Below are 18,265 nucleotides of genomic sequence, written 5' to 3' on the forward strand. Positions count from 1 at the left end.
TATTAACCTCTGCTCACCATTTGTTGTAATACTTCATAAGGTTTTGCAGTACGAATCATGCTTAAAACCTCTTCCACATTTTGCTTCACATTGCGCTTACCAAATAAACGCATCAACAATGCAACGTTTGCCGCAACCACATTTTCATGGGCTGCCTTGCCTTTGCCTTGTAAGATATTTTCCAATAAGATTTTATTCTCTGCTGGTGTGCCACCGCGGATGTCATCAATCGTCATGATTGGCAAACCAAAATCTTTCGCTGTTAAGTAGTATTCTTCAATGTCACCATTCGCTAGTTCTGCAATGTGCGCATCTGCATGCAATGACACTTCATCCAATCCTGCTGTATGAATTACTGCTGCATTTAAGTAACCCAAGTTTTTCAATACTTCTGCCATTGGGCGAACCAATGAATCTTGGTAAACGCCAACAATCGCAATGCGAGGGCGCGCTGGGTTAATTAATGGACCTAATACATTGAAGATTGTGCGAGTTTTGAGTTCTGCACGAATGGGCGCTACGTTTTTAAAACCTTTGTGATATTGCTGAGCAAACAAGAAGCAAACGCCCAAATTATCTAATAATTCACGTGATTTTTCTGGTGTTGAATAGATATCAACGCCCAATTCAGTCAATACATCTGATGAACCGCTCAAGCTTGAAACGCTACGATTACCATGTTTAGCAATTGGGTAACCACATGCTGCTGCCACAAAAGAACTTGCTGTAGAGATATTAATGCTGCTTGCACCATCTCCGCCTGTGCCAACAATGTCTGCAAACATATAATCTGGTGTCGGGAAAGTTTCTGCATGTTTCAATGATGCTAATGCTGCACCTGTTAATTCTGCGATGGATTCGCCACGCACTTTCATGCTCGTTAACATCGATGCTAAATGGATTGGAGAAACTTGTCCTTCGATGATATTACAAAAGATTTCAAAGCTTTCATCTTGTGATAAGTATTCGCCATTGTAAACTTTTAGTAATGATTGGTTCATATCTGCCTCTGCTGTATTCAATGCTAATTTTAAATTTTGGGTGCTACAGCGGGCGAAAAAAAACCCGCTTATATGCGGGTTTCTTTTTTCATGTATTGACTTTTATTTTTGCCATGACACGACTAAATCTCCCGCCTTGTGAGAGATTTGCCACCAAAAATTACGTGAAACTGATGTAATGTGTGTCATGAATAAATTCCTTAAAATTGATGCTTTTTAATCTATCGGAATAAAAAGCACCCGTCAACATTAATTTGAAAAATTATTTTCTAATTTCACCCAAGTAATCGCCAATTCTAACCACAGCATCAGTTAAAACGTCGCTATACGGCAAAAATGTGATTCTAAAATGATCAGGTGTTGGATAGTTAAATCCTGAACCCTGAACAATTAATACGCGTTTTGATTCCAATAAATCAAGTGCAAAAGCTTCGTCAGATAACAACGGATACATTTCAGGATCCATTTTCGGGAACATATACAAAGCACCTTTTGGCTTCATACAAGTCACACCTGGAATGTTCGTTAACAAATCATAAGCCAAATCACGTTGCTTCGTTAAGCGACCATTGGGCGCAATTAATTCATTGATGCTTTGATAACCACCCAACGCTGTTTGAATCGCCAATTGCCCCGGTGCATTCGAACATAAACGCATAGAAGATAGAACATTTAATCCTGCAATATAATCTTTTGCATGCTTTTTAGGGCCAGAAACAATCATCCAACCAGCACGATAACCACAAGCGCGATAAGCTTTAGATAATCCATTGAATGTTAAGCATAAAACATCATCAGCCAAAGCAGCTGTCGATGTATGTGTATGACCATCGTATAAAATCTTATCGTAGATTTCATCGGAGAACACAACCAAACCATGTTCACGCGCAATTTCTAAAATTTCTAATAGAATCTGATTACCATACAAAGCGCCCGTTGGGTTATTTGGGTTAATGATCACAATCCCTTTCGTGCGCGGTGTGATTTTAGCACGAATGTCAGCAACATTTGGCTGCCAATCATTATCTTCATCACACATATAATGCACAGGGCGACCGCCAGCAAGCGATGTTGCGGCTGTCCATAATGGGTAATCTGGCGTTGGAATTAGTACTTCATCTCCATTGTTTAACAACGCATTCAAGCTCATAGTGATGAGTTCGGAAGCGCCGTTACCAATGTAAACATCATTCACATCAACATTCTTGATATTCTTCTGTTGGGCGTAATGGACAATGGCTTTGCGTGCGGCGAAGATCCCTTTAGAGTCCGTATACCCAGAAGCTTCTGGCATGTTCATGATCATATCTTGCACGATTTCATCTGGTGGCATAAAGCCAAAAGGTGCAAGATTTCCGATGTTTAATTTGATGATTTTTAAGCCATCTTCTTCCATTTGGTTCGCTTTATCGAGCACTGGGCCTCGAATTTCATAACGAACATGATTTAATTTATCTGATTTTCCAATTGTTTTCATAGCGCACGCAAGCCTTCATTTTTAGTACTAAAGCCAATAAAACCTTAATATAGCGTCTATGTAGAATAGATACAATATACTTATTAATAAATGATTTGTAATGATTATACTTTAAATGATAAAATAATTGAAAATACAAGGCTTAAACGATAATTTAAATCATCAAAAAGGCACGAAAAGCAATGAAAAGAAAATTTCATACAAAACAATCAGGATTTACATTAATTGAACTTATGATTGTTGTTGCTATTATAGGTATACTAATAGCTATTGCCTTTCCTGAATATAGAGACTATACAAGACGAACATATATCGTAGAAGGCCTTACTCTTGCAGGTGAATTAAAACAGAGGGTCGCTACATACCATGCCGAACATGGCAAATTCCCAAAAGCATTTGATCAAAGTACAGGTGAGTTGTCTGATATAATGATTATACCGTCTTCCCCAATTCCTGGAATGAAAAGCAAACATATCCCCATGGTCCCATTAAATGGTCAGTCTGTTATAGCAGCAGGAATTATGGATGGAACAATTTATTTATATTTTAATGAAAAAGCATCTCTAGTAGGAAAATCTGAATTAGAGCTACCTTTACGTCCTTATGCTATGCCTGGAGGGCAAATATTATGGAAATGTGGCTTACAAGCTTGGTTACCTGAACCTAATGCCATTGAATCAGGATCAATACCATTGTCCCAACAAGGTAATAATAAAGTTGACCCAAATATTATCCCTGCAATTTGCAGATAATAGGTTATAAATAAGCCATGTATTGCTACATGGCTTATTATTAGACTTAAACGCTAATGGAATTATGCAAGAACTTGCTGAACCACTGGCAATTGCATCATGCGCTCTTTGAATGCCAACACATTTGGGCAAGTACTCAAGTCATAACCCGTTTTCACTGCCCACAATGTTGTCATTAACAAATAGAAATCTGTGCTCGTCACAGTTTCACCCGTTAAATATGGTTGGTTTGCTAATTTCTTCTCAATGAGTTCATAGCGTTTATTCAACTGTTTAAGAGTAAAACTATCCCAGTTTTCACCTGTTTCCATGCCAAATAATTTAAAAAATAAAGGCATATAGTTTTTATGGATCTCAGTACCAATATAGTTGAACCACTCCAACTGATCAATCATACCCTTGCCAAACAATGGAAACACTGCATTATCACCTTTTAACGAAGCCAAATATGCACAAATTGCCACAACTTCCGTAATGACTTCGCCATTTTCGAGTTGTAATGCAGGCACATAACCTTTTGCTGTAATTTTTTTATAATCACTGCCATCTTCTAATTCAGCTTTAACGATATTGACCTGAACTAATTCAAGCTCAATGTCTAAAGATTTTGCCGTCATATAAACAGCGGAAGAACATGTGCCTTTTGCGTAATACAATTTCAACATTTGAGACCTCATATCTTTGGAAGGAAAATTCTAAATACGTTTAGGTATTCTGAATCGTCTAACTTTAGCAGGTTTCTCACCATCATCATAATGCTCAATTGTCCAACCTGTGCATGCATAGACAATCGCAATCACTGGGCTTAATAAACATAAAAATGCGTAAGGCAAATAGCTGAATGATGCTACACCTAAAGTTGCTGTCATAAAGGCACCACAAGTATTCCAAGGAATCAATGGTGATGTCATTGTGCCTGCATCTTCTAATGTGCGAGATAAAACTTTCGCTTTAATTCCACGCTTACGATATTCATCCGCGTACATTCTGCCCGGAATGATGATGGACATATATTGATCACAACCCACTGCATTGCCTGTAATCCCTGTAAATACAGTCGCAATAATCAAACTCTTTGTAGATTGTACTTTACGTGCAATGTGTCCTACGATTACTTCAAAGATTTTCGTGAATTCTAAAATTCCGCCAAAGCACATCGCAATAATTACCAACGAAACCGTTGATAATACTGTGCTGATTCCGCCATTATTCAATAACTCATTCAACGTTTTATTATCTGTTGTGATGCTATAACCATCATACAATGAGTTCAAAACCATGGATGGATCAGCGCCTTGAATAAAAATCGCACATAATACGCCCAATGTAGAACCAATCATTAACCCAGGAAAAGCTGGAATTTTGAAAATCATCATCACAATGATGAAAGATGGGACTAATAATAACCAAGGTGAAATTAAGAAAATTTCTTTCAAATCACGCTGTAAATCAGCGGTTACAGTGATACTTTCTGGCATTGCACTTGCTTGTGTATAGCCTAAAATTGCAAATAAAATTAATGAAATAATCAACGCTGGAATCGTTGTATAGAGCATATATTGGATATGTTCAAATAGATCAACGCCCACAATGCCTGGTGCTAAATTTGTTGTTTCTGATAAAGGTGAAATTTTATCACCAAAATAAACACCAGAAATCACAGCACCTGCAACCATTTCTGGTGGCATACCTAAACCATAACCAATTCCCATAATGGCAATACCAATTGTACCTGCCGCTGTCCAAGCATTGCCTGCTGCTATCGAAATGATGCAACAAATGGCGCATGCTGCTACTAAAAAGTAAGCAGGCTCTAAAATATTTAAACCATAGTAAATCAAAGTCGGCACAATGCCACCTGCAATCCATGAGGCAATGATAGTACCAATCACCATCAATATCACAACAGCTTGCATTGCTAAACGCACAGCATCCAACATACCACGCTCAATTCTGCGCCAAGAATATCCTAAACGCATCGCAACTAATGCGGCAACACAAACACTGACCAATAATGGAATATGTGGACTTGTCCCAAAAAAGAATATGCCAGTTACCAAAGAGATAACCATGAAAATGATTGGGATTAAAGATTCAAAAACGGATGGCAAGCGACCCTCTTCGCCTGCTGGGGGAATAATTTCCATATGTACAAATTTCCAGAGAAAAATTGTGGAAAAAAAGTAATCAGAAACTGATCGGCGATTGGGGTGAACTCTTGCATGATTGCAAATTCCGGCGAATCATAGCCCCATTTGTTATAAAACTATAATTAATTTTTTTTATCAACAAATCCAGCTAATTTTATTAAATTGATCATTGTTTTATTAAGTGTTAAATTAGCAACCATTGAATGACAATAAACTCATAGGTTTTAACCATGATTGATATTAAAAAAGCCTCAAAACCTAGAATGATGCTAAGGTTTTTGCATCAAACTAAAGTTCTTTCTGATGATAAATTTGAGCAAGCTATGGCAAGCAATTTAGTACAAACTCGCCCTTTTCATCACGCTGATATTTATATTCAACTATTAGGATGGATTTTAATCGCTGCGGGAATTATCTGCCTAACAGCATTTAATTGGTTTCAGCTCACAGATTTTAATAAATTAGCAATTGCTGAAGTTGCCTTAATATCCTCATTTATTGCAATATTACCCGTAAAAAAAGAACATCATCGATCCATTGCTGGCGGTATATTTGCCATAGTAATTGGTTCATTTTGGGCTGTGTTTGGACAAATCTATCAAATCAATAGCAGCCTATATCACTTCACATTAGTTTGGGGCATTTGTTTATTACCTTTTGCCATTATATTGCGCCAACAATTCGTTAGCATTGTTACTGCGTTACTTTTTTATAGTACGTTGATGATCTATCTACCTTTGCATCATAAAATCTTCTATTTTAGCTCTCTCACATCTGTTGCAATCTCAGCGCTATTCACTTTTGTACTTATCCTTGCGAAGCGCTTTAAAGTACCAAGTATTGCTAGCCCTATTTGTTATATCTTCTTTAGTATTACATTGATCACATTACTGGGTTCCAGCATTGAATTCTTATTCAGATCCAATACAACAGCAGCGTGGTTAATTACATTGGTTTCATCCATTGTTGGAATCTTCATACTCATTCATTTAAATGAAAAAGCCATGATGGTTGCGCTCTATATCTACACAATATTTATGGTATTACTGCGCTTATTCTCATTGAGCCATTTGGATGCTATTTCTCTCACATTGACGATGTCTTTATGCGCCATCATTGCCATTTATCCCACTTATAAAGGTGCAATTGGACTCATTAACTATGCTAACAAGGTGAATCATCATGAATAGCCTTAATTTAAGAAATTTATTATTAACGGGTTCTGCCATTGTTTTAATGCTATTCATCATGGCATTTCCCACTTATCTATTTGTAGAAGTGTTTCAAAATAAAAGCGCTACCGTTTTTCTCTTGGTTGTTTTTGCCATTTGATCATCCATCTATGGTTATTGTGTCCGCCAAGATAACTTTATGACAACAATTTTAAAGTTATCGTTATTCACTTCAACTTATTTATTAATGCTAGCAACGCTAGTTAATTATGAATCTGTTTTTTCAATTTCAGAGAAATTTTTATTGCTGATCAGTGCTATTTATTTTGCAATCATGCCTCTATTTTTCCGAAATCCTTTCATTAGAATTCTGACATTAACAGTGGCGCTCACGCTATTTAATGCAGCCATTGCCTTCTATTTTTATGAAATTAACCTCCAATACATATTCATCATCAGTTTAGTGATCCTAGTTATCTTAGGATTATCCAACTATGCGATACGCTTTTACACACTGTTAATCGCTTTATCCTTGCACTTATTATCTTGGCCATTATGGGAATCTTTTAATATTCGTTACATAGATCTTTCATTAACCACGCCAATCATTGTCTATATTTTATTGGGCTTAAGCTTTGTGCCACATTTAATTTATCATTGGAAAAATCAGAGCCAACAGCAAAATATTCTCTATATTCTTGGCATTGTGGGTTTATTCATCCTCGCTTACTTTTTACCGAGTTCAACCATCGCAGGTATTTTAGTCATCGCTATTGGCTTTTATCTACAATCACGCACATTGCATATTGTGGGCTTAGTGTTATTTGGTTATTCGCTATTTATGTATTACTACAATTTAGACAGCTCATTGAGCACCAAAGGTCTTATTTTAATTTCTACAGGAATTGTAATATTGCTTACACGCTTTGTATTCCATTATTTTAGGAAAACTCGCTATGAAAATTAAACGAAACTATTTATTACTCATAGCATTTGCTGTTGTTTTCATATTCATGAATGTGCAAATTGTCCAAAAAGAGTCTATTAAAAATGATGGTGAAGTGATTTACTTTAAGTTAGCACCTGTTGATCCCCGTGCTTTTATGCTCGGTGATTATATGGCTTTAAATTTTGAGCATAACTTGCGTAATTACTCAGATGAGAACATGCAAACTTTTATCGTGACATTGAATGATCAAAAAATTATCGTTGATGCAGAACCTTATAAAGGCACAACTGTCAAAGAGAATCAGCGATTATTCAAAATTCAGGATAAATTGAGACCAGACCGCTTTTATTTTCAAGAAGGTCATGCTCAATCCTACGAAAAAGCAAAATATGGGCTATTTCGCTATGTTTCACCTTCACAATTTTTATTAGATGATATGGCAGATGAAGGGTTAATCATCATCAACCCACAGAGCAAATCGAGTGAATGACTGATATAATGCCCTTGAGAGTAATTAAACAGGTGTTATAACTAATTTAAATCATCATAAAGGGAGTCAAAATGACAAACACTAGAGAAAATAACAATTGGTGGCTAACCGTTATTATCGGGATTTTATTCATCATTATCGGTATTTGGAGTTTATTAACCCCAGCATCAACGTTATTAACGATTGCTTATTTCGTGGGTTTTATGTTTTTAATGACAGGAATCTTTGAAGTATTCTCTGTTTCCGCAGGCAATAGCAATTGGGGATGGTCATTGTTGTCAGGTGCAATTGATATCATCATCGGCGTTTTATTTATCTCAATGCCAGCAGGTGAAGCGATTTTAGTCATCTGTTTCTTATTTGGCTTCTGGGTATTGTTTAGATCATTTTTAGGCTTAGGTATTATTTTAAGTTTAAAAAATTCAGATGTTCCAGCCATTGCTAATAGCTCAAAAGGCATAATGTTATTACCAATCATTGGCATTATTTTGGGCTTCGTATTTTTAATGTCACCAATTGTTGCAGGTGGATTCATCGTAGGCATTTTCAGCGTTGCGATTATCTCATTTGGCATCTTTGAATTGTACTGGGGCTTCTTCTTGAAAAAGAACAGCTAATATTTGTTAGTCCATTGAATTCATAATTAAAACCTCAATCCCAAGATTGAGGTTTTCTTTCTTTGAGCTTTTAAAAATTGTGCTACAATCTTCGGAACATGTTAAATATTTGATCAAATAATTATGACTAGCTATTTAGGTGAATTCGAGCTCAAAATGGATGCTAAAAAGCGTCTTGCGCTCCCTGCTAGCCTAAAAAAACAGCTGGAAGAAACTGATCGTTTTGTTCTCAATCGTGCCTTCGATAAATGTTTAAATCTTTATCCCTACCATATTTGGCAAGAAGTCGATGCAGAACTCACTAAACTGAACTCATTCGTTAAAAAAGAACGTGATTTTGTACGTTTTGTACGTGGTGGAGCTACTGAAATTCAGCTAGATGCACAAGGCCGTTTTGTCATTCCTGCAAGATTGATGGCTTATGCCAATATTACTTCTGAAATCATCTTGTCGGGCAATGGTTCTTTAATAGAAGTGTGGGATCGTGATACTTATGACTCAATGTTATCCATCGATCCTGAAGACTTCTCTAACTTAGCTGAAGAAGTCATGGTAAAATACGAGGAAGAAGAGCTCTTTGAGTTCGATGAAAGTATTGTTGTTCCCATCATGCGTCGTTAATATGAAATGAAAATAGGCTTCATAGATTCAGGTATCGGTGGGCTTTCAGTGATGAAAGCCTTTATTTCTTATCCCATTTTGGCGGATTATTTCTACATTGCAGATACCGCTCATTTACCTTATGGGTTGAAAACACATGATTACATTCATGATCGAGTGGAGAAATTAACACACTATCTCATCAACACTCATCACATTGATTGTTTAGTTATTGCTTGCAATACTGCAACTGCCATTAGCGCAGAAAAGCTCAGAAAACAGATGCCAAATTTCCCAATTATTGGGATTGAGCCAGCCATTAAGCCAGCTGCTTTGGCTTCTAAAAGCAAAGAAATCGCAATATTAGCCACAACATCCATGATCAATAATCCACGCTTAACGCGATTGATCCATGAATTTGCTTCAGATGTTTCTGTCATCAAAATCGCCGCAGATCGCTGGGTAACATTAGTTGAACAAGGTATTTTTAGCGGCCCAAAAGCAGATGCAGCCATCCATGAAACATTACAGCCTTTGAGTGATCATTCCATTGATCAATTAATTTTAGGTTGCACACATTTTCCATTCTTAGAAACAGAATTACGTTCTATACTCAATTCAGAGATTGTATTGGTGAATCCTGCTGCCGCAGTTGCAAAACATACATTGCACAGCTTAGATCAGCACCATATTGAAGCCAATACATCATCTACTTATCATTATCTTACGACGGGCGATTTGAAACATTTCCAACATCAAATCAGTCCATTACAGATGCCAGAAGGCGCTGTATGTACACTCGCCGTTTAGTTGACTAAAGGAATCTACATGCCAGCATTGAAAGAAATTTTTCGTAAAGATTACCAAGCACCTGATTTTTGGGTTACTGATGTTTCCCTCAAATTCGTATTAAGTCCCAATGCTACTTTAGTCACAACAGAATTAAAGCTTTCGAAAAACACAGAAACAACTTCTCGTACATTAGTATTAAATGGTACAGAACATTCACAGCTTTTATCATTAAGAATCAATGATACTGCCGTTGCTTTAGATGATATCCAATATGTAGAGCATGATATTCATTTAAAAGACTTACAAGACGATGAATTAGCCGTAACACTATCTAATCAGTTGGATCCTGCAAACAATAGCGCATTGGAAGGCTTATATTTATCCAATAAAATTTTCTGTAGCGATTGTGAGCCTGAAGGCTTTAGAAACATCACATATTACCCAGATCGTCCTGATATCATGGCGAAATACACAGTGATAATCATCGCAGATAAAGCAACCTGCCCTATTTTATTATCCAATGGTAATTTGGTTGAAGCGAAAGATCTAGATAATGGCTTACATCAAGCTGTTTGGCATGATCCATTCCCAAAACCAAGCTATCTATTCGCATTAGTTGCAGGTGATTTGGGCTACATTGAAGATAAACACATTCGCCCAGATGGATCGCCAGTACAATTACGCATTTATGCAGCACACAATGAAGTAGATAAATGCCATTATGCTTTAGGTGCCTTGAAGCGCGCAATGAAATGGGATGAAGATCGCTTTGATTTAGTCTGCGATGTGGATCAATACAACATCGTTGCCATCCATGATTTCAATGGCGGCGCGATGGAAAATAAAGGCTTGAATATTTTCAATGCAAAATATGTATTGGCTAACTCAGAAATTGCAACAGATGCAGATTTTGAAACCATTGAGTCCATCATTGGCCATGAATACTTCCATAACTGGACAGGCAATCGCGTGACTTGCCGTGATTGGTTCCAATTATCTTTACAAGAAGGTTTAACTGTTTTCCGTGATCAAGAATTCACGAGCGATTTGCGTCACCGTGGTTTAAAACGTATTGATGATGTAAAAATGTTACGTGCGTATCAATTTCCTGAAGATGCAGGTCGATTAAAGCATCCAATTCGCCCAGAAAGTTATGTGGAAATGCGTAATTTCTACACAACAACAGTTTATGAGAAAGGTGCTGAAGTTGTACGCTTATATCAAACATTATTGGGTGAAGAAGGTTTTAAGAAAGGATTAACACACTACTTAAATAAATTTGATGGTACAGCTGCAACCTGTGATGATTTCTTAATATCTATGGCAGAAGCGAACCATGAAGACCTTTCAGGCTTTGAACATTGGTACAGCCAAGCAGGCACTCCACGAGTACAAGTTGCGAAAGAAATCACAGAGAATGGCATCAAATTAACATTTAAACAGCTATTATGCTCAGAAGGCTCAAACCTTCAACCACAATGGATTCCGATTCGCTTTGCTTTGATTGGTAGCGAAGATAAAATCATCTATGAAGATACTTTCATTCTAAAATCTTGGGAAGAAAGCATCACTTTGCCATGCAAAGAAACAAATGTTGCACTATCTCTATTCAGAGATTTCTCAGCGCCTGTGATTGTGGATTATCCATACACAGAAGAAGAGTTAATGAAAATTGCTTTCTTTGAAACTGATTACTTTGCACGCTGGGAAGCCGCACAACGCTATATTTCCGAATTGATTGCATCTGAACAAACTTGGGAAGAGAAACAAGCTAAGTTCATTGCGCCTTTCAACAATTTATTGCAAGAATGCCGTCAAGAACCTAGTTTCTATGCCCTATTCTTCACATTGCCTGATCCTATTTCAATTCAAAGCACAACTGCTGAAAAAGATTTAGCAAAAATTTGGGAACAACGTGGAAACTTGATCCAATATGCTGCAAAAACATATGAAGCACAATGGTTAGAGATTTATCAATCACAGATGATTGGCAATGCTTCAGCACGTGATCTGAAAAATAGCGTATTAAACTATTTAGCAACGTTGCCAAATCATGAAGTCACAGTTGCTAAGCAATATGAAGCTGCAACTAATATGACAGATCGCATGGCAGCATTGCGTGCTTCTGTATTGAATAATCACAGTACAGCTAAAACATTACTCACTAACTTCTTAGAAAAATATAAAGCTTATCCTTCAGTTGTGGACAAATGGTTTGCATTACAAGTATCTAGCCCATATATTACTTTAGAAGTATTGAATCATTTGCGTCATCATGGTGAGTTTAATTCCCACAATCCTAATCGTGTTCGTTCATTATTAGGTGCATTGGGCCAAAATAAAGTGGCATTGTATCAACAGCCACAATTGTTCTATCCTTGGTTATTGGACAACATCATGATGATTGACAAGATCAATCCTCAAGTCGCAGCAAGATTAGCAACGCCATTTTCACAATTAGATTTCTTAAAACAATCTGATCAAGATGCAATTCGCAACTTAGTGAAAGCACAACTCGCTAATCAGTTATCCACGAACCTTGCAGAACAGTTGAGTAAATCATTATGAGCATTAAAGACAGCATTCTAAAGCGCCGTACAACCCATCATTACAAGCCTGAACTTATTGATGATGCAATCATTGATGAAGCTTTAGCTTTAGTTGTGCACGCACCTAATCATCACCTTACTTTTCCTTATCATTTTTATAAAGTGAAAGGTCAAGTGCGTGATAGCTTACTTGCTTATGCTTATGATTCTTTTGCTCAAAAATCTCAAGAAACAGCAGAACAAAAGCTAAAGAAATGGTCATCCATTCCTGGCTGGTTATTAGTCACACAAAAGCGCTCTGAAGTAGATAAAACAGCTAAAGAAGATTACGCAACCATCAGCATCGCAATGTATATCTTAATGCTAGCTTTAGATGAAAGAGACCTAGGTGCTAAATGGTCAACAGCTTCGCTCTTTGAAACAGAAGAATGGTATCGAATCTGTGGCGTAGATGCAGAGAAAGAAGAAATTATCGGAATGCTTTGGTATGGCTATGCAGATAAAGAGCCTAAAACTTTCGTACGCCCAACCATTGACCAATATTCTTCCATCTTGGAGTAGATATGAGTTATTCAGATCCAACCGTTCTGCTCTTTGTTGTGCTATTTCTAGCAGCCATTTTGGCAGGCTTTGTGGACTCCATCGCTGGTGGCGGTGGTTTAATCACAGCGCCATTGATGCTAAGCATTGGCGCTCCACCACATATTGCCCTTTCAATGGGGAAATACATGGGTGTTTTTGGTACATCCATCGCGGCTTGGGCTTACATTAAACGGAAAGTGATTAATCCTAAAGAGTGGATTTGGTGCGCGGTCATGACTTTGACAGGCAGTTTCATTGGTGCACTATTTTTGTTGAGCCTAGACCCAAGTTTCATTAAAAAAATGATTCCGCCTTTGTTAATTGCTATTGGCATTTATATGTTGATTCCAAAATCTAGAAACTTTTTGGAATCAGAAGATAATACTGTCTCTAAACCAAAGCAGATTGCCTCTGGTTTAGGCTTAGGATTTTATGATGGTTTTATTGGCCCAGGCACTGGGTCATTTTGGACAGTTTTATATAACCGAATTTTTAACCAAGATTTTATGATTTCTTCTGGTGTTGCTCGCTTAATGAATAGCATGAGTAACATCGCTGCGCTTGTGATCTTTGCTGTTGCAGGTAAAGTTGCATGGGTTATGGGCGCTTTCATGGTGGTTGGATTTACGCTAGGTAGTTATGTTGGCGCTCGTAGTGCCATCAAATATGGCGAAAAATTCATCAAGCCACTTTTCATCACCCTTGTATTTATCATTGCAGGGCGATTAACATATATTGAGTATTTCACAAACTAAAGAGACCAAAATGAGTAATGTAGAAAGCACACTCGCACCTGAACGCGAATTAGAGATGACAGTTTTAATGACACCTGACATGGCCAACTTTTCTGGTAATGTTCACGGTGGTGACTTATTAAAACTACTCGACCAAGTAGCATACAGCTGTGCAAGCCGTTATGCTGGTCAATATGTCGTAACTTTATCTGTGGACTATGTTCTATTCAAAGAACCGATTCATGTGCAAGAACTATTAACATGTAAAGCATCCATCAACTATGTTGGTAATTCTTCTATGGAAGTGGGCATTCGTGTTGAAGCTGAAAATATCACGACTCGTAAAAAACGCCACACTAACAGCTGCTATATCACAATGGTTGCAGTTAAAGACGGTAAATCAACAAAAGTTCCGCCGCTTTGCATCGAAAACGAAGAGCAAAAAGAGCGTTGGAACAAAGCATTGATGCGCCGTAAAGCACGCAAACTTGCACAAGAGATGTTAGATAACAACGAACTCTAGTTCGCTTTTATGAATGACAAAAGCCCTTGAGATTTAATTCTCAAGGGCTTTTTATTTGCTCATTTTTTATTGATTGAAATTGCCAATATAAAGCCAAATTCGCCCCAAAATAGCCATAAAATTAATATCTCTAAATTATTTGTATATAATACAACAAGTTAAAACAATTCATATAAAAAATACATGTTATATACATAATAAATATTGCTTATGTATTTTTGGGGTGCTATAAATGATTTCCCCATAATTATTATGACAACTCATCATCCAAGGAGGAAATGATGCTAAGTGGCTTAATCATCGGTGCATTGTTAGGCTTTATTTTGCAAAGGGCACGCTTTTGTATGACAGGTGGATTCCGTGATATTTATCTAACAAGAGATCACACACTTTTATATGCATTCTTAATTGCTATCTCAATTCAAGCAGTTGGTGTTTATTTTTTGACAGAAACTGGTGCATTAACATTATCAGTTAAATCCATATCTCTTATCGGCGTGATTGGTGGAAGCTTATTGTTTGGCGTAGGTATCATTCTAGCAGGCGGATGTGCTACAGGCACTTGGTATAGGGCGGCTGAAGGATTAATTGGTAGTTGGATTGCTCTATTATTTTATATGCTCTCAGCAGCAACTGTAAAATACGGTGTACTTGCAGATACTTATAAGGAAATCAATCGTTACACAGCCATTAATAACTCTATGGCTCAAACATTGAATATTCCACAAGGTCTATTAATCGTTATATTAGTTGTCATCACAACATTCTTGGTCATTAAACATTTGCGTAAACCTCGCATAAAAGTACCAACATTGCCTGCTCAACGCACGGGAATATTACATGTGTTATTCGAAAAACGCTGGCATCCTTTTGTTGCAGGCGCAGCAGTTGGCTTATTAGCTTTTGCTGCATGGCCTTTAAGCTCTGCATCTGGTCGAATAGGTGGGCTAGGCATTACAACACCTTCTGCCAATATCATACAATTCCTATTAACAGGCAATGCAGGATTAATTGATTGGGGCGTATTTTTAGTCTTAGGAATTTTTCTAGGTTCTTTCATCGCAGCAAAAGTTAGCAAAGAATTCAAATGGCGAGTGCCAAGTAGCAATATCATTATCTCAAGTACTGTTGGCGGAATATTGATGGGCGTTGGCGCAGGATTTGCAGGCGGTTGCACCATTGGTAATGGTTTAACAAATACATCAATCATGATGTGGCAAGGCTGGTTAGGTTTAGTATTTACGATCATTGGCGTATGGATTACATCTTATTTTGTCTATGTCAGACCACGTTCTAAAACAACTCCTTCATTAATTAACATCACTCATTAGGAAATTATTATGGCATTGTATGAATTAAAATCTTTAGGAATGGTATGTCCATTTCCGTTACTTGAAGCAAAAGACAAAATCAAAGAACTATCCATTGGCGATTCATTAAAAATTGAATTTGACTGTACTCAAGGCACAGAAGCAATACCAAAATGGGCAGCAGAATCTGGTCATACTGTGACTGACTTTGTCCAAACTGATGTTGCAGCTTGGAGCATCACAATATTAAAAGAGAAGTAAAAGAAAAAGCTGTACTTGATAATAGTGCAGCTTTTTATTATGTATCTATAAACTTTGATTAAGNGACTGACTTTGTCCAAACTGATGTTGCAGCTTGGAGCATCACAATATTAAAAGAGAAGTAAAAGAAAAAGCTGTACTTGATAATAGTGCAGCTTTTTATTATGTATCTATAAACTTTGATTAAGCTGTTTTCTTAATCCACTCTACGTAATGTTTTACCCAACCTTGTAGATAAGTTTTTGTACTGTCATTGGTGATATTACCATCTGTATCGAATGAGCTTTCATTGAACTGCAAATAAACATCTGGCTGGCTTAATACAGCCATATCTAAAAATGTTAATACATTGCGTAAATGTTGTTGCGCTAATGCTGTACCTAATGCGCCTGGGCTTGTACCCAAAATACCCGCTGGCTTACCTTGCCATACGTTATTGCCATATGGACGAGAACCTTGATCAATAGCATTTTTCAAAACGCCTGGAATTGAGCGGTTATACTCTGGTGTAACAAAAATTACAGCATCTGCTGATGCGATCACTTGTTTAAAATCTAAGACTTCTTTTGGCGTATTCGCATCGCTATCTTGATTATATAAAGGAAGCTTGCTGATATCTGCAAATACTGCTGTGTAATCCGCTGGCAATAATTTACTGATTGCCTTAGCGAGTTGCTGATTGTATGAACCTTGACGTAAACTTCCGACAACAAATGCGATTGTTTTCACGTTGCTACTCCTTTATCAATAAGTACTGACTGATTATAGATCACGCTTGCCTGCATTGATAATCTTTTTTGTATTACTAGCTTATTGGGTCAAAAAAGCCTTTCTTAATTCACATAAGAAAGGCTGAATTTCAGTCAAATGCTAATATTTAGCTTATTTTCTTAATGCTTGGTCTAAATCTGCTTTAATGTCTTCAATGTTTTCTAAGCCTACAGAAATACGGATGAAGCCTTCTGAAATACCAATCGCTTTTAGCTCTTCAGCTGGCGTTTGGCGATGCGTTGTACTTGCAGGATGCGTCACAATTGTTCTCACATCGCCCACATTTACAGCATGAATGCCTAATTCCAAACCGTTGATAAATGCTTTACTTTTTTCTCTATCACCTTTAATGCCGAAAGCTAAAACGCCACCTGCGCCTTTTGGAAAATATTTTGTTGCACGATCATAATCAGGGCTACTTTTTAATAATGGATAGCTCACCCATTCAACTTCAGGATGAGTTTCCAACCATTCAGCCAATGCCAATGCATTTTTAGAAACATAATCCAAACGAATGTGTAATGTTTGAATACCTTGTAGAATTAAGAATGCATTGAATGGGCTCAATGTTGTACCGATATCACGCAATACATGTGCACGCGCTTTCACTAAGAATGCCAAGTTACCAAATGCTTCTGTGTAAACTAAACCATGATAAGCATCTTGTGGCTGAGTAAAGCTTGGGAATTTTCCATTTGCCCAGTTAAATGTTCCTGCATCCACGATAATGCCACCCAATGCATTACCATGACCACCTAAATATTTCGTTGCTGAATGGATTAAAATATCCACGCCATGTTTAAATGCTTTGAAAATCGCTGGCGGTGTAAATGTACCATCCACTACAAATGGAATATTATTCGCTTTCGCAATTGCTGCAAATTTTTCCACATCCAACACTTCAACTTTAGGATTACCAATGACTTCAGCAAATAGTAATTTAGTATTTGGTAATACTGCTTTTTCAATCTCTTCTTTGGATGCAGATTGATCTACATATGTCACATTAATACCAAATGGCTTCAATGTATTAGATAGCAATGAATAACTGCCGCCATAAATAGATTTAGATGACACAATGTGATCACCTGCTTCACAGATTGTTAAAATCGTTGTCAACAAAGCAGCAGCGCCAGATGCTACTGATAAACCACCGATTCCACCTTCTAATTCAGCCACAACATTGCCCAATGCATCGTTTGTTGGATTCGTTAAGCGAGAATAGATATTCCCTGCTGCTGCTAAGTTAAATAAATCCGCGCCATGATCAGCATCATTGAAATGATAGGCTGTTGATGTGTGAATTGGACGAACGATTGAATTTGTTTCGTCGCCTCTGAATCCTTGGTGAACGGCTAATGTTTCTAAATGTAATGGGCGTGTCATAATTATTTTCTCCTCAATAAACTCATTAATATAAAATTACAGCATAAAAAAACCGAAGGGACTTTCGTCACTCCGGTTGTATTCTGCATGTTGAAATTTGCGCTTTAGAGTGACTCAATCGAAAAGGAGAGTCACTCTTGCAAGTAACT

At 37.2% G+C, this 18,265-nt stretch carries 20 protein-coding genes; 14 read left to right on the forward strand and 6 right to left on the reverse strand.

Features of this window, described 5'->3' with window-relative positions:
* Positions 1-2: 2 nt before the first annotated feature.
* Positions 3-1,001 (reverse strand): anthranilate phosphoribosyltransferase, encoded by a 999-nt coding sequence (gene trpD, locus BZK16_RS10320; protein ID WP_198932455.1) that lies wholly within the window; start codon positions 999-1,001, stop codon positions 3-5.
* Between the two features lie 262 nt (positions 1,002-1,263).
* On the reverse strand, positions 1,264-2,478 hold the full coding sequence (locus BZK16_RS10325) for a pyridoxal phosphate-dependent aminotransferase (RefSeq protein ID WP_077928807.1): 1,215 nt from the start codon (positions 2,476-2,478) through the stop codon (positions 1,264-1,266).
* A gap of 182 nt (positions 2,479-2,660) precedes the next feature.
* Here BZK16_RS10325 and BZK16_RS10330 point away from each other — a divergent pair, with 182 nt between their 5' ends.
* On the forward strand, positions 2,661-3,230 hold the full coding sequence (locus BZK16_RS10330; protein WP_077928808.1) for a pilin: 570 nt from the start codon (positions 2,661-2,663) through the stop codon (positions 3,228-3,230).
* Between the two features lie 62 nt (positions 3,231-3,292).
* Here the strand turns inward: BZK16_RS10330 and BZK16_RS10335 are convergent, their stop codons facing one another.
* Both BZK16_RS10335 and nhaC read right to left on the reverse strand, forming a co-directional pair.
* Positions 3,293-3,895, reverse strand: a complete 603-nt coding sequence (locus BZK16_RS10335; protein WP_158076846.1) for a glutathione binding-like protein — start codon at positions 3,893-3,895, stop codon at positions 3,293-3,295.
* A 30-nt stretch (positions 3,896-3,925) separates the two neighbouring features.
* A complete protein-coding gene (nhaC, locus tag BZK16_RS10340; protein ID WP_077928810.1) occupies positions 3,926-5,377 on the reverse strand; it encodes a Na+/H+ antiporter NhaC in 1,452 nt (483 codons plus the stop codon).
* 233 nt (positions 5,378-5,610) lie between these two features.
* Here nhaC and BZK16_RS10345 point away from each other — a divergent pair, with 233 nt between their 5' ends.
* The 13 genes from BZK16_RS10345 to BZK16_RS10400 all read left to right on the forward strand — a co-directional run bounded on the left by BZK16_RS10345 (position 5,611) and on the right by BZK16_RS10400 (position 15,959).
* Entirely contained in the window at positions 5,611-6,570 is a 960-nt protein-coding gene (locus BZK16_RS10345) for a DUF2157 domain-containing protein (protein WP_077928811.1), read from the forward strand.
* Positions 6,563-6,712: a hypothetical protein gene (locus tag BZK16_RS14295; RefSeq protein WP_158076847.1), complete on the forward strand. Its 150-nt coding sequence runs from the start codon at positions 6,563-6,565 to the stop codon at positions 6,710-6,712. The genes BZK16_RS10345 and BZK16_RS14295 overlap by 8 nt, the downstream gene beginning before the upstream one ends.
* A 39-nt stretch (positions 6,713-6,751) precedes the next feature.
* Complete coding sequence (locus BZK16_RS10350; protein ID WP_077928812.1) at positions 6,752-7,519, forward strand: DUF4401 domain-containing protein; 768 nt, start codon at positions 6,752-6,754, stop codon at positions 7,517-7,519.
* Positions 7,509-7,991 (forward strand): GDYXXLXY domain-containing protein, encoded by a 483-nt coding sequence (locus BZK16_RS10355; protein ID WP_077928813.1) that lies wholly within the window; start codon positions 7,509-7,511, stop codon positions 7,989-7,991. Before BZK16_RS10350 ends, BZK16_RS10355 begins: the two co-directional genes overlap by 11 nt.
* Positions 7,992-8,062: 71 nt before the next feature.
* Positions 8,063-8,608 carry an HdeD family acid-resistance protein gene (locus BZK16_RS10360; protein ID WP_077928814.1) on the forward strand — a complete coding sequence of 182 codons (546 nt, stop codon included), beginning with the start codon at positions 8,063-8,065 and terminating at the stop codon, positions 8,606-8,608.
* Positions 8,609-8,731: 123 nt separating this feature from the next.
* Complete coding sequence (mraZ, locus tag BZK16_RS10365) at positions 8,732-9,229, forward strand: division/cell wall cluster transcriptional repressor MraZ (protein WP_077928815.1); 498 nt, start codon at positions 8,732-8,734, stop codon at positions 9,227-9,229.
* A 6-nt stretch (positions 9,230-9,235) separates the two neighbouring features.
* Positions 9,236-10,018: a glutamate racemase gene (murI, locus tag BZK16_RS10370; RefSeq protein WP_077928816.1), complete on the forward strand. Its 783-nt coding sequence runs from the start codon at positions 9,236-9,238 to the stop codon at positions 10,016-10,018.
* 18 nt (positions 10,019-10,036) lie between these two features.
* Positions 10,037-12,568, forward strand: a complete 2,532-nt coding sequence (pepN, locus tag BZK16_RS10375) for an aminopeptidase N (protein WP_077928817.1) — start codon at positions 10,037-10,039, stop codon at positions 12,566-12,568.
* Positions 12,565-13,110 (forward strand): nitroreductase family protein, encoded by a 546-nt coding sequence (locus tag BZK16_RS10380; RefSeq protein ID WP_077928818.1) that lies wholly within the window; start codon positions 12,565-12,567, stop codon positions 13,108-13,110. The genes pepN and BZK16_RS10380 overlap by 4 nt, the downstream gene beginning before the upstream one ends.
* A 2-nt stretch (positions 13,111-13,112) precedes the next feature.
* Positions 13,113-13,886 carry a TSUP family transporter gene (locus BZK16_RS10385; protein WP_077928819.1) on the forward strand — a complete coding sequence of 258 codons (774 nt, stop codon included), beginning with the start codon at positions 13,113-13,115 and terminating at the stop codon, positions 13,884-13,886.
* 10 nt (positions 13,887-13,896) lie between these two features.
* Entirely contained in the window at positions 13,897-14,388 is a 492-nt protein-coding gene (locus BZK16_RS10390) for an acyl-CoA thioesterase (RefSeq protein WP_077928820.1), read from the forward strand.
* A gap of 281 nt (positions 14,389-14,669) precedes the next feature.
* The gene (locus tag BZK16_RS10395) at positions 14,670-15,719 is read left to right on the forward strand and encodes a YeeE/YedE family protein (RefSeq protein ID WP_077928821.1); all 1,050 of its coding nucleotides are present in this window, start codon (positions 14,670-14,672) and stop codon (positions 15,717-15,719) included.
* A 9-nt stretch (positions 15,720-15,728) separates the two neighbouring features.
* A complete protein-coding gene (locus BZK16_RS10400; protein WP_077928822.1) occupies positions 15,729-15,959 on the forward strand; it encodes a sulfurtransferase TusA family protein in 231 nt (76 codons plus the stop codon).
* Positions 15,960-16,142: 183 nt separating this feature from the next.
* On the opposite strand, the gene BZK16_RS10405 is transcribed toward BZK16_RS10400, so the two are convergent.
* Both BZK16_RS10405 and BZK16_RS10410 read right to left on the reverse strand, forming a co-directional pair.
* The gene (locus BZK16_RS10405) at positions 16,143-16,688 is read right to left on the reverse strand and encodes an NADPH-dependent FMN reductase (RefSeq protein ID WP_077928823.1); all 546 of its coding nucleotides are present in this window, start codon (positions 16,686-16,688) and stop codon (positions 16,143-16,145) included.
* A 153-nt stretch (positions 16,689-16,841) separates the two neighbouring features.
* Positions 16,842-18,116: an O-acetylhomoserine aminocarboxypropyltransferase/cysteine synthase family protein gene (locus BZK16_RS10410; RefSeq protein ID WP_077928824.1), complete on the reverse strand. Its 1,275-nt coding sequence runs from the start codon at positions 18,114-18,116 to the stop codon at positions 16,842-16,844.
* Positions 18,117-18,265 lie beyond the last annotated feature (149 nt).

It is taken from the genome of Wohlfahrtiimonas populi (genome assembly GCF_002006795.1).
GTDB classification, from domain to species: Bacteria; Pseudomonadota; Gammaproteobacteria; order Cardiobacteriales; family Wohlfahrtiimonadaceae; genus Wohlfahrtiimonas; species Wohlfahrtiimonas populi.

What these genes read in the sequence shown, in the direction of transcription:
- trpD (WP_198932455.1), bottom strand. Translation starts at nt 1,001, where the DNA reads ATGAACCAATCATTACTAAAAGTTTACAATGGCGAATACTTATCACAA.
- BZK16_RS10325 (WP_077928807.1), bottom strand. Translation starts at nt 2,478, where the DNA reads ATGAAAACAATTGGAAAATCAGATAAATTAAATCATGTTCGTTATGAA.
- BZK16_RS10330 (WP_077928808.1), top strand. Translation starts at nt 2,661, where the DNA reads ATGAAAAGAAAATTTCATACAAAACAATCAGGATTTACATTAATTGAA.
- BZK16_RS10335 (WP_158076846.1), bottom strand. Translation starts at nt 3,895, where the DNA reads ATGTTGAAATTGTATTACGCAAAAGGCACATGTTCTTCCGCTGTTTAT.
- nhaC (WP_077928810.1), bottom strand. Translation starts at nt 5,377, where the DNA reads ATGGAAATTATTCCCCCAGCAGGCGAAGAGGGTCGCTTGCCATCCGTT.
- BZK16_RS10345 (WP_077928811.1), top strand. Translation starts at nt 5,611, where the DNA reads ATGATTGATATTAAAAAAGCCTCAAAACCTAGAATGATGCTAAGGTTT.
- BZK16_RS14295 (WP_158076847.1), top strand. Translation starts at nt 6,563, where the DNA reads ATGAATAGCCTTAATTTAAGAAATTTATTATTAACGGGTTCTGCCATT.
- BZK16_RS10350 (WP_077928812.1), top strand. Translation starts at nt 6,752, where the DNA reads ATGACAACAATTTTAAAGTTATCGTTATTCACTTCAACTTATTTATTA.
- BZK16_RS10355 (WP_077928813.1), top strand. Translation starts at nt 7,509, where the DNA reads ATGAAAATTAAACGAAACTATTTATTACTCATAGCATTTGCTGTTGTT.
- BZK16_RS10360 (WP_077928814.1), top strand. Translation starts at nt 8,063, where the DNA reads ATGACAAACACTAGAGAAAATAACAATTGGTGGCTAACCGTTATTATC.
- mraZ (WP_077928815.1), top strand. Translation starts at nt 8,732, where the DNA reads ATGACTAGCTATTTAGGTGAATTCGAGCTCAAAATGGATGCTAAAAAG.
- murI (WP_077928816.1), top strand. Translation starts at nt 9,236, where the DNA reads ATGAAAATAGGCTTCATAGATTCAGGTATCGGTGGGCTTTCAGTGATG.
- pepN (WP_077928817.1), top strand. Translation starts at nt 10,037, where the DNA reads ATGCCAGCATTGAAAGAAATTTTTCGTAAAGATTACCAAGCACCTGAT.
- BZK16_RS10380 (WP_077928818.1), top strand. Translation starts at nt 12,565, where the DNA reads ATGAGCATTAAAGACAGCATTCTAAAGCGCCGTACAACCCATCATTAC.
- BZK16_RS10385 (WP_077928819.1), top strand. Translation starts at nt 13,113, where the DNA reads ATGAGTTATTCAGATCCAACCGTTCTGCTCTTTGTTGTGCTATTTCTA.
- BZK16_RS10390 (WP_077928820.1), top strand. Translation starts at nt 13,897, where the DNA reads ATGAGTAATGTAGAAAGCACACTCGCACCTGAACGCGAATTAGAGATG.
- BZK16_RS10395 (WP_077928821.1), top strand. Translation starts at nt 14,670, where the DNA reads ATGCTAAGTGGCTTAATCATCGGTGCATTGTTAGGCTTTATTTTGCAA.
- BZK16_RS10400 (WP_077928822.1), top strand. Translation starts at nt 15,729, where the DNA reads ATGGCATTGTATGAATTAAAATCTTTAGGAATGGTATGTCCATTTCCG.
- BZK16_RS10410 (WP_077928824.1), bottom strand. Translation starts at nt 18,116, where the DNA reads ATGACACGCCCATTACATTTAGAAACATTAGCCGTTCACCAAGGATTC.